The following is an 11,183-nucleotide window of genomic DNA, read 5'->3' on the forward strand; positions in this document are numbered from 1 at the left end:
AAGTGTCTTAAGGTTTGCAGTTTTCCGGCATTGTCGCCGGCCACTGACGCGCGCTACCAGCGCCATATAAGACGCTAATACCACATTCCTTATCAACACGCGCCAGAGGTTTACCCGTTTTGTCGATCATCATCGACATGGCCTGTGTGGAAACGACCGCCACTCCGCTGTCAAACGGCGACGCGGCGCTAAACACCGGTACCACCGCGAAGTTGCCCTGCGCATCGACATAACCATAATTACCGTCAGTTTTGGCGAATGCCAGCCCGTCGACAGGCAAACCTAAATCAGCGTAAGAGACGCCATCAGTCTGTTTACCCTGCCCGTTAATCCAGGTTTTTGTCCCATCAGCACGCGTCAGTACGGCATGATCATCGACCATCTGACTGGCGTGACCCTGAACCGTGAGAACCAGTTTACCGGTATTATCGACATAACGTGTCGCAGGCTCGTTGTCCTGCGGATCATAGGACACAGACCAGCCGCTCTCTGGCGGCATGCTCCACTGCCCTTCCGGCATGGCTGCCACGCGCACACCTTTGTCATCAATCAGCTCATAGCCTGCTGGCGTTGAGCGCAAGGCCCGCCCTCGTACAAAAGCAGAACTCCGGCTTTCACCCACAGGTTGAATTTGCCATTCGCCTTGCGCAGACAGATATCCTTGCTGAGGCTGGCGCGATAATTTGACCCAGTCGCCGAGCGCACTGATACGTGTCTGCTGCTCATGAAGCTGAATATTACCTTTAGCATCCAGAAGCCAGGACTGACCGGCCGCAGAAGTAGCCAGAATACGCCCGTCACTAAACTGATTTACGGTGAGTCCGGCGACAGGTGCAATTCTTGGTTGCGCGTCATTGCCTGTGATTTCTGCCAGAACAGACGATTCAGATTGTCCGTCGGTTGCAGGTTGCGTCAGTAACCAGAGGGCGGAGTTAATGCGGCGGGCCTCAGCATATTTCGGCGTTACAACCACTTTCCCCTGACTGTCGAGGATCCCCCACAGCCCCTCCGGTGATTTGAATGCGGCCAGCCCCTCTGAGTAATCGCCTACATCCTGATACGCCGGTTGCAGGACAGTCTTCTGACTGATGACGTCGTAGATGCCCCACAACGCCCCCTCGGCTGCCGTTTCACGATAGCGGAACCAGCCATTGCCGAGGGATTCAATCTCAAACACGTTCGGCAAATCATAATGCTTACCGGCGTGATCAAGTGCGGTCAGTTTTCCATTCAGATAGTCCAGAGCGTAACCCTGCACAAAAGGAGAAATATTATCTTCAGTCAGCGGGATAATAACCTTGCCCTGCACATCCACCACGCCAGTGCCATCGGCTGTTCTCACGATGAACTGACCGATGTTATTGCTGCTGTCAGCAGGTTCAATATCCTGCCATTTAGTATCAAGCTGAAGGGTGCCATCCGGACGCAGGAAACCCGCGCCATTTTTGCTGTCAGTATTACCAGGGCGCACCAGTGCAAGTGCCTGTGGCGCTGAAGCTGTATCAATACTGGCAGTCAGAGGTTCGATACGGCTGCCTTCCAGAGTGCTGATACTCTTCTGATTCAGCAATGCCTTGCCTGTGGCATCAACCACATTCACCACATCACCTTGATCATTGCGCAACCACAAACGGTGATCTATTACTTCAGCACTGGAAATTTGCGCCAGCCAGCCAACATTCTGAGTCCCGCCTATGACTCCGCCAGAAGGAGCAACAATGGCATTCACTTTTTTCTGCTCACCTTTGGTCGTTATCAGGAACTCACCGGTATTCTGCTCCCAGGGCTCACTGCCTGCAGGCAGCGTAATGGCTTGTTTTCGCCCCGGCACATATAAAGTCAGAGAGTCTTTGCTGGCAGGATTTAAAACATAATCCCCTGAAACCCGAAGTGCTGCCGCTCCGGCTTCGTTGAAAGTGGCAATCACAGCGGCGGAATTATTCAGCAATTTGATGCCATCGGCCGTTTTCGCCAGCCAGAAGGCGCCCGTTTCCTCGCTGACAGTAAGATATTTCTGCTCGTCCTGACTTCCGTCAGTGCGGATTAAAGTCATTCCATCCGCTTTTTTCGCCAGTGCGACAGAAGGATTACGGGGATCCAAGGTGATGGACGTGTACTGTGGCTGAACACGCCAGGTCAGATTCCCATCCACAATGCCATAGCCTTTTGTGGCATCGACCGCAATGAACAGATCATCGGAACCAAACGGCTCAACCACTTCCATTTTGTCCGTCGCCACATGGCGTACACCGTCTGGTGAAAGTAGTACGCTGTTAAATGTCAGGCTGAGGCGGGCAGGAACGCCATTACTCAGGACAGCATCATCAACCAAATCATCAAGTGCTTTACCGACCTGAATACCTTTACGATCAATAATCTGGGATTTTCCGCCCACCTTCACAACGGCCAGACCGGCTTCTGTAAAGGGTTGTACGCTGTCAAAGGAAGGCTGAATCATCCAGTTGCCGGTCAGATCGATATAGCCCCATTTTCCCTGCTGCATGGCGGCAGCGGCACCGAAGTGGTAATCCCCGACCTGCTCAAAAACAGGTTTGATAACGAGCTGCCCCTGATTATCCAGAAACCCCCAGCGCTCATCCGTTGCGTCAGCTGCGGATAAAAGTACGGCAGCACGCCCTTCACGCACATCGCGGATACACAAATTTTGCACTAAAGGCAGCGCAGCGCGTAGCTGGATATCGGCTCTGGAAGCGGGCAATGGCGCCGAACATCCCGGTGCTGATTCAGCCATTACAGGTTCAGCCGCAACAGCCGAGGCAGTCAGCGTCAAAAAGGCCAATGTGCTACCGGTGTTCAATGCGCAGCGGAGTGCGTGACGTAGCCTTGAAGGTTTGCTGACAATCATTAATTACCCCCGGAACCGCAAGTGGGTGCTTTAGCAGGCCAAAGATAAGCACCTTTCGCATCCACGATGACGCGCTGATTACAACGCACCTGAATTTTTGCCTGTACATTCCCGTCGGCATTCAGCAAATTCACCACACCCTTGCCACCAGCCCACGCACGCTTCTCACTAAAATCGGTTGCCCAGTCAAATTTAGGCAAAACAGCGAAACGGCCCGTGGTATTGATATAACCCAGCAGGTTTCCGTACGTTGATTTTTTCACGGCAGTCGCAAAATTATTACTCATCGCACCCACCTGATCGAAGTAAGCACCAATCAGCTTCTTGCCTTGCTGATCGACAAAACCATAAAGGCCTTTCTGATCACGCATAGGAATAACACCTGAACTGGCTTTGTCGGCCTGCAGACTGTCAAGCCCGGCGAAGCGCTGGATTTCATTGCCGTCGTTGTCATACAGAACGGTTTCACCTTTCTCGTCATCATTCATGACAAGACGCATCATCGAATTAAGCGGTTGCGCCTGTTCGAAGCCCTCTGCCGAAGCGCCGTGGTCACTTATCAGCATAGTTCGCCCGTCGCTGACAGCACGGCTTAGATTCAGAGGTGCGATGAAATTAAATTCAGCCGTGTAAAGCGGCTGAATTTGCCAATGACCCTGGCTGTCAATCGCGCCGTAATGTGGCGCGAAACTCAATTTAATCCAGTCACCTTCTACAGAACTCGATGAAGCGTTAATGGCTTTACTGACAGGGGAACGCCCGGCGTTATCCAGTAAGGCCACGCCCCCTTCGGAAGGTTGAACCAGCCAATGGTTCTGACCGACAGCTTGCGGTCTGGCGAGTAAATCCGTCGCTAACGCCAGCCCGCTTTGGGCACTATAAAGACTGTAATGGCTGGCGATTGCACCACGTTCTCCAGGCTGATCATTATCAGAAAGAGTAAACGCATCCTGACCAATATATTGGAATTTACCGCTTCGCTCCGCATCCGGGGCTATCGCCCAGGAGCCATTAGCGCTGAGAACGCCCCATCCTTCATCCGTTTTAGCCAGGGCATAACCTTCATTGAAGGCATCGATTTCAGTGAACTGTGGTGCCGCCTTAATACTTTTGCTCGCGATATCCCACAAGCCCCAGCGCTGCGCTTCTTTTTCACCCTCGGTGTAATAAATCAATCCTGAGGATAAACGCTGAGCATTTTTCTGAATGTCTGCCGGTACCTCGATTGCATTACCGTTTCGGTCAATCAGATGTTTAACATCTGTATTATTGGCATTCTCTACAGCCCAGGTGTAATCACCCTCGAACGGAGTGATCTGGGTATACACCGGCTGAATAACCCACTTACCTGAAGCATCGACAGCACCCGTTTTTTTAGTTTGAGTGTGGATGATAAGCGGCGCCTGAGAACCGGAGATTTCTACTGAAGCCCATTGAGGATCAGACAAAACATTACCTTGCGAGGTAAGAATGGCAGGCGGTTTGCTGGCATCCGCGGGGGTCAGAACCGCCCATGGGAGACTGTGTGCCACATCGCCGTTTGTTTCTGGCAGTGCAGTGACATCATCTGTGATCGCCACTGTACCCAATGGCCGCAGCTGGTAGTCTTTGAGAGCAGTAAGGGTGGCATCATTGAGAAGCGCTACACCATTGTTGTCATAAATCTGGGCGACTTGTGGTGCCTTGCCTTCAGTTTGCATAACCCAGAGATGATTTCCCTGCTGCAGCACTTGCGGCTTATTCACTTTCAGCGAAACAATCTGATTATCTGCACCGATGATAACAATGCCCTTGCTACCCGTACCCAGCGTTGCTTTTCCCCAGACCAGAATGTTTTCAGACTGATCAGCAGGAATATCCTGCACTTTCTCCAGCTTGCTGCTGAGTAACTGTTTATTGTTATCATTCCCCGTCACCAGCCAGCTGCCGGAAGCAAGCGGTCGAACAGATTTGTATTGCTCTTTATTTAACGCAACACCCTGACGATCCACAAATGACCAAAGATTCTTGGTTTTTACCGCAACTACGTCACCATTAAGTTGTGGTTCATCCCGCGTTTTAAGCACCATCGGGTTTATCGCCCAGTCACCGTTCTCATCGAGATAGCCCCAATAACCTTCTTCTGAAGAATCACGTTTTTTGGCGGGGATTAACCCTGACTGCGGCAAATCGAGCGCCATAACATCATCAGGTAAAGAAAGAGAGCGATCGGTGGAGGCATTCCACAACGCAGGTGACACCTGAGTTTGTACACTTGCCAGGGCCTGACCGCCGGCAAAACCACGGCTGTCGAGTGCAACGGCAAATGGCAGCGTTTTAATCACTGCGCCTTTTTTGTCTATGAGCGCCAGACGATTATCTGTCACCACTAACGCAGTCCCTTGGGCGTTAAAATCTGTAGCACGCGTAAAGCGCGGCTCGATAACCCAGTGGCCTTTTTTATCGATATATCCGAACTGGTCGCCTTTTTTCACCGCAGCCAGGTCGTTAACAAAACCCCGCGCTTCCCTGAAATCAGGTTTGATGACCATGTGCCCGGTGGTATCCACGTAGCCCCACTGTGGTTCACGCGAAAGGCCGACCTGAACAGGCGAAAGCCCCTGCTGGAAAGGCAACTGACAGTCTTTGGCGGTTTTTGCATTGCCACATGCCCGTAACTGCGCGTCGTCCGCATGTGCCGGCATAGTAAAAAAAGCATTCAGAACCAGGGTTAACGCACTGAAATTTCTGATGTATTTAAATTTTTCGGAGCAATTCATCCGATGCCCTTATAACTGGATAAAATAGGAAAGTGTTGCGCGCGCTTTTTCTTCATCACCCGCAAAATGGGCGTGTGAGACGGTAATAAATCCGATAATAATCAATTTCAAACGCGCGCACATGTTATACGCCTATAGGGTGTCAGCTTGTGAAAGAAAAAGCAGCTAATTTATTACTCTGTAACGAATGAATACACTTCATCACTGCATCCAAAGGTACCCTACAGATGTTACCATCCGATTTGATTCAGCACATTCCGTTAACCTCATAATTACATTTTTACTTCTTTCTTAAAAATAGGATCATTTTTGGTTACAGGCATAAAAATGGCGAATTATTAATCTCTGAAAGATTCTTATAACTTTTGATTAAAGTCATTCTTTCCCCAGCTTTTGTCTGGTTTTATAGATAAATGAGCGTTGTGTGACCAATATCACTCCCGGTCTGGGTGACGTAAAACCTGGCAGTGTTCGGTTACAGCGTATTTCAGGTGCTTTATCTAATTGGGGAAAAGTCATGCCTATTGTTCGAGCCAGACTGAGTCTGTTTGGTGGCGACACTGTCGTCATACGTTGTTCAGAAAAATGTCACATACACCTGATGTGTGAAAGTGAAGTTGAGCGAAAAGGACGTCACTCTGGTTTCGGCGATATTTTGACAGTTAATGATCAGAATACGGCTTATGTAGGTATCCCCTACAAAGGTGTCTGGAGTGTCCTCATCGATTCCAAATGCGACTCTCTGGAGCATTCAATCAGCTACCTGCCAGCCTGATCACCTTCTTATAAAAAAGCCTTCATTTCTTTTAATATTTAGCTCAGGCGAATGGAAAACCATTTGCCTGATCTTAAGACCTCGCAATCCGACGTTTTGCAGCTGATGAAGTTACAGACATCAGGGAATACCGTCCACGGTCAAAGTTGATTCTTGCGTAACGTCGCGTAATAAACTTTAGCTCGTTACATCAGTTACATAGCGTTATTGAATTGAACATTCCACATATCTGAAAACCTCTTTCCAGGCCTGATTAATTGATTGCAAGCGGTGATTCCACATTGCATTCTGTCTGATGTAACGACGTGGCGCCGGTCAGTTCACCGGATTTTTTTCAGGCAAAAACAGATATCTAAAAATGAATAATAAATCACTTTGCACAATCGCTGACGTAGCCGACCTTATTCCAGAGCTGCGTAAAGTTCGCCAACACTTACACCAACACCCGGAGCTCTCCAATGAAGAGTCCGCAACGGCTGCGCTCGTGGCTGAAAGATTAGCATCTCTCGGCTATCAGGTGGCAACGGGCATTGGCGGCTTCGGCGTCGTCGGCACAATGACACTTGGCAACGGTTCACGCAGTATCGGGATTCGTGCCGATATGGACGCCTTGCCGATAACTGAACAAACAGGTGTGAGTTACTCCAGTCAGAATCCAGGCAAAATGCATGCGTGCGGACATGACGGACACACAACGATGCTGCTTGGTGCCGCCGAACAGCTGGCGCGCAGCAAAAACTTCTCTGGAACCGTACATCTTATTTTCCAGCCTGCAGAAGAAATTGGTTTCAACAGCGGCGCTGAACGCATGCTGGCTGAACAACTTTTTGAGCGATTCCCGTGTGATGCCGTTTACGGCTTACATAATCACCCGGGCTATCCGGTCGGTAAAATGATGTTCCGATCAGGGCCGTTTATGGCTGCCTGCGACACCGTCAATATCACTATCCATGGAAAAGGCGGTCATGCCGCCCGCCCTCACATGACCGTCGACCCCATTCTGGTTGCCGGCAGTCTGGTTGTTGCCTTGCAGTCGGTCATTGCGCGCAACATCGACCCTAATGAAACGGCAGTGGTCACTATCGGTTCATTGCACTCCGGCCATGCGGCGAATGTCATCCCGGAAACAGCCCGTCTGGAAATGAGCGTCCGCTCGTTCGATCCGCAAGTACGTAAAATCCTCGAACAGCGCATTTGTCAGCTGGTGGAGAATCATGCTGCCGGATACGGCGCAAGAGCAGAAATTGAATATGTGCCCGGCTATCCGGTGCTGGTGAATCATGACAAGGAAACAGCGTTTGCAACCGAAGTGGCAAAAGAACTGCTGGGCGAAGAAAATGTGATTGATAATCTGCCACCCATTTCAGGCAGTGAAGATTTTGCATATTTCCTGCAGCAAAAGCCGGGATGCTTCCTTCGTTTGGGTAACGGGGACAGCGCCGTTTTGCACAATCCGGCTTATGACTTTAATGATGAGAGTCTGAGCTTCGGCGCAGCCTACTGGACTCGACTGGTTGAGCGTTATCTGGCAGATTAACGACCTAACAGCTTAGCGGCAAAATCCGAACCAGCGCATGCCTAAGTGAAAGTGATTCGCATGCGCTGCGTTATAATCCGGACCAATAGAGTTTCCAAAAAACGGACAACTCTCTGTGAACAATGTATGAATATACTGCGCTTCAATGCTCGTCTGAGGCCACTGCTTCAACACGGTTAAATGGCGACCATCCGCCAGCTCAAATCCCACGATATCAAGAGCTTCAGCTGTCGCATGTTCACTCAGCCGTGCATCGGGTTTATTGTAAACATTCCGGCAGGCATAACTGCCCAGATGGTCAATTTTCACCAGCCGTGAACCTAACTCCTGAGAAGCCAAAGGCTTCGCCACCTGCCCGACAAACATCGCACTGCTAAGGGCAAGCCGACAACTCGCCAGATAGCTCGAACTCAGTGCAACATCCCCAAATCCGCGAACACGAACAGGATCAGTCAGCGGACACTTTCCTCCCATACTCCCTGCATTGCTGAACTGAATAGCGCCTTCAGTTTGAGCACGTTCAAGAGCGGCCAGACATTCGTGAGGATTATTATCCAGTTTTCTTAATTTGTACCTGGTGATCAGATTCGGAGGGTCAGTGATAACCAGCGGGGTGAAAGGATTATATTCAGAAGGCACATGGCGGCTTACCCACGGACCGCAGAAATACGCTGCCGCTAAAATTACAATCAGGCTAGCCCAATATCGCATAATGCTCCTTACCCGGTTGTGCCGCAGCAGTCCCTTGATTTATCGAGAGTAATATTATGAGTATAGCGCCTGAGTAAATAATGTTCTGACAGAGTTACAAGTAGGGAAATAAACTTACGAAGGTTTGACATAAATCGACATTGAGTTTGTTACTTTAATTCCCGAAGACTAAGTTTCTTCTCCTGTGTCCACTGTGAACTGTCCTTCATAGTGTGTAAGACCCTCGCAATACCCCTTTCAGCCCGCCTCGAGCGGGCTTTTTTTTTAAACTGAAATCTGAGAGCGCTATTCAGCAATGCTGTGCCCGGTAATTCCATCCGCCTGACATCCGGATGCCTTTCACTGGCCGCCTCATGAAAAATATCCCCCAGCCAGCCGGGAATTTCATCTTCGGTCATCTCGTCAGGAATGATGATGTCATAAAGTCTGGAGAACTTTCTCTCTGCCAAATCAGCACGGAAGACTTGCCATTCACCGGAAGTCTTTTTAACAGCAAGGTGGCGACCAAAAACATTATAAATCAGCATAGAATTCGCCCTGTCAGGTCATACAAATAGAGTATGCAAACATCATAGCTACAGTGGAGTGAGAAAGTCTAAACTGGTGGTACTGAAGGTAAGTGAAAATCGGCTAATTGACTGTTTGGATAGCAATTTTTGATTTGAAAAACAGTCAAAAAAAAGACCGAATACGATTCCTATATTCGGTCTAGGGAAATGGCTCTTGGGAGAGAGCCGTGCGCTAAAAGTTGGCATTAATGCAGGCGGTTAAGCCGTACAACTTAAAGAATAGACGACAGATGACTAATTTCCACTCAGTTTGAAACATAGTGATAATAACAATGAGGCATTATTTTCATTGTGTGACAACATACGCAAAACATGGGATTAACATCAGTCATTTACCGGCAGCACGGCGCTTCAGCAGAGCGATTCAGCTTTGGCGATAAAAGGTGCCAGACTCATTTTTTGTCCGGGATTCTGCGGATCATCCAGCCAGATTTTCTCCAGGGGCACCGCCTGAACCTGATGGTTTTTAACCTGCTCTTTTGCCACGTCATTCAGAGGATATTGCGCCAGCGTACTGTCGTTAATCACATACAGCGCATTGCCCGGGCGGCATTGCAGCATGACTTCTTCACGGGTGAAGGCCCAGTCCTTACCGTATTGCAGGCGGCTGATGGTCTCCAGTTGCGGTGCGGCAAAACTGCTGGCAGATAAGGTAAGCAGCACGCAGGCTAGCAGTGTTTTCCTCATGATTTTTCCTCGATGATATTAAATTCTTTGTAATCTTCAGATGACCGTTTCAGCGCGGGGCAAGTGTCGCGAACCAACTCACCAGCAATATAACGCTAAGCGCCAGCCCCCATTCAAGCCAGGTCATGGTGATAAAACGGCTCTGCGCCCTCTGCGGGTCTTTACCCATAAGGGGCACCAGCCGGTAACGGTTATAGACAGCCACTGCCGCCATCATCGCGACCAGTATCACTTTGATTACCAGCAGGCACTGATAAAGCGATGTCATATCGGTGGGCCAGCGCTGCAAAACAATGGCGGTATTGATGACACCGGTGATGATCACCAGCGAGACCGCGGCATGTCCCCAGACAGAAAAACGGATAAGCGTCACAATCGCGTAGGGTCTTGCAGAGGGCTCGCGGGCATACAACATGCAGGTCAGTAAAGGCAGTAAAGACCCGAACCAGTAGGCTGCGCTGAGCAAATGCACCACATGGTTAGCCCGCTGTGCCAGTCCCAGTAATCCCTGATGCATGGCCGCATGGCCAATCAAAGCCTGAGTGACCAGTAAACCCAGCGAGCACAGAAACAGCAGGACATGACGTCCGGGCATCCACTCCATTAACAGAACCAGTAACAGCACAGCGGTCAGTAATAAGTGCCAGCTCCAGACTTCGCCAAATGCGGTGGTTAACACCAGTATCCACACGTTAATGTTGAGGATATCGTCCCAGCCATTGCCCATCAGCGCTGCCTGAATAGCCAGCATTCCGACAGAAGTGACTGCTGCAAGCAGTCCGGACCAAACCATCAGCGTCGGATTTTTACGCTGTAAAATTGCCGAAAATCCGCCAGGCGCCAGCAATGAGCAAAATACGCTCAGTCCGAAGATTTGCATTAATGACACAAAATGCACGAACCGGCACAGGACGAAAAGTGCTGTAAGGCTCATGGCTTATTTAACAGTGAAACTGTACTGACCGTTTGTTTTATGACCATCAACGGAAACCACATTCCACGTCACGATATATTTCCCGACGGCAAGCGCATCGGTAAGGGGCAGCACGGCCTGCGTATTATCGTTCGCAGCCAGGGTCATTTTCCCGGTTTTCACCGTTTTCTGGCTGGCATCTTTCAGGGTAATTTTACTGAAATTTGGCTCGATACCTTCACTGAAACCCAGCGATAATTCGGTCGGACTGGCTGTAAGAACCGCATCCGCCGCCGGAGTTTCCGTTTTGAGGTGAGCATGAGCAGAAGCTTGCTGTGAGATAAATCCGCTCAGCAAAACGGCTGA

General features: G+C 49.9%; 8 protein-coding genes and 1 pseudogene. 2 read left to right on the top strand and 7 right to left on the bottom strand.

The genetic code is table 11. The features are described from left to right. Positions 1-7 precede the first annotated feature (7 nt). Together UC15_RS08215 and UC15_RS08220 are read right to left on the bottom strand one after the other, a co-directional pair. Positions 8-2,752 (bottom strand): WG repeat-containing protein, encoded by a 2,745-nt coding sequence (locus UC15_RS08215; RefSeq protein ID WP_232829842.1) that lies wholly within the window; start codon positions 2,750-2,752, stop codon positions 8-10. Positions 2,753-2,865: 113 nt separating this feature from the next. Beyond that, positions 2,866-5,550, bottom strand: coding sequence for a WG repeat-containing protein (locus UC15_RS08220; RefSeq protein WP_232829843.1), 2,685 nt, complete (start codon positions 5,548-5,550; stop codon positions 2,866-2,868). 592 nt (positions 5,551-6,142) lie between these two features. Here UC15_RS08220 and UC15_RS08225 point away from each other — a divergent pair. Then, entirely contained in the window at positions 6,143-6,400 is a 258-nt protein-coding gene (locus UC15_RS08225; RefSeq protein ID WP_112287999.1) for a DUF1883 domain-containing protein, read from the top strand. Between the two features lie 358 nt (positions 6,401-6,758). Beyond that, positions 6,759-7,937, top strand: coding sequence for a M20 aminoacylase family protein (locus UC15_RS08230; protein ID WP_112288000.1), 1,179 nt, complete (start codon positions 6,759-6,761; stop codon positions 7,935-7,937). 12 nt (positions 7,938-7,949) lie between these two features. Here the strand turns inward: UC15_RS08230 and UC15_RS08235 are convergent, their stop codons facing one another. The 5 genes and pseudogenes from UC15_RS08235 to copC form a co-directional block, all read right to left on the bottom strand. After that, the gene (locus tag UC15_RS08235) at positions 7,950-8,648 is read right to left on the bottom strand and encodes an extensin family protein (RefSeq protein WP_112288001.1); all 699 of its coding nucleotides are present in this window, start codon (positions 8,646-8,648) and stop codon (positions 7,950-7,952) included. 311 nt (positions 8,649-8,959) lie between these two features. Next, positions 8,960-9,175 (bottom strand): annotated as a pseudogene (locus UC15_RS08240) (hypothetical protein); the annotation flags it as partial. Positions 9,176-9,568: 393 nt separating this feature from the next. Beyond that, the gene (locus UC15_RS08245; RefSeq protein ID WP_232829845.1) at positions 9,569-9,907 is read right to left on the bottom strand and encodes a YebY family protein; all 339 of its coding nucleotides are present in this window, start codon (positions 9,905-9,907) and stop codon (positions 9,569-9,571) included. A gap of 46 nt (positions 9,908-9,953) precedes the next feature. Further along, positions 9,954-10,838, bottom strand: a complete 885-nt coding sequence (copD, locus tag UC15_RS08250) for a copper homeostasis membrane protein CopD (RefSeq protein WP_112288003.1) — start codon at positions 10,836-10,838, stop codon at positions 9,954-9,956. Between the two features lie 3 nt (positions 10,839-10,841). Further along, on the bottom strand, positions 10,842-11,174 hold the full coding sequence (copC, locus tag UC15_RS08255; RefSeq protein ID WP_112288011.1) for a copper homeostasis periplasmic binding protein CopC: 333 nt from the start codon (positions 11,172-11,174) through the stop codon (positions 10,842-10,844). Between the last annotated feature and the right edge of the window lie 9 nt (positions 11,175-11,183).

The sequence above is a fragment of the Rahnella sp. AN3-3W3 genome (genome assembly GCF_003263545.1).
GTDB classification, from domain to species: Bacteria; Pseudomonadota; Gammaproteobacteria; order Enterobacterales; family Enterobacteriaceae; genus Rahnella; species Rahnella variigena.

What these genes read in the sequence shown, in the direction of transcription:
- UC15_RS08215 (WP_232829842.1), bottom strand. Translation starts at nt 2,752, where the DNA reads ATGGCTGAATCAGCACCGGGATGTTCGGCGCCATTGCCCGCTTCCAGA.
- UC15_RS08220 (WP_232829843.1), bottom strand. Translation starts at nt 5,550, where the DNA reads ATGCCGGCACATGCGGACGACGCGCAGTTACGGGCATGTGGCAATGCA.
- UC15_RS08225 (WP_112287999.1), top strand. Translation starts at nt 6,143, where the DNA reads ATGCCTATTGTTCGAGCCAGACTGAGTCTGTTTGGTGGCGACACTGTC.
- UC15_RS08230 (WP_112288000.1), top strand. Translation starts at nt 6,759, where the DNA reads ATGAATAATAAATCACTTTGCACAATCGCTGACGTAGCCGACCTTATT.
- UC15_RS08235 (WP_112288001.1), bottom strand. Translation starts at nt 8,648, where the DNA reads ATGCGATATTGGGCTAGCCTGATTGTAATTTTAGCGGCAGCGTATTTC.
- copD (WP_112288003.1), bottom strand. Translation starts at nt 10,838, where the DNA reads ATGAGCCTTACAGCACTTTTCGTCCTGTGCCGGTTCGTGCATTTTGTG.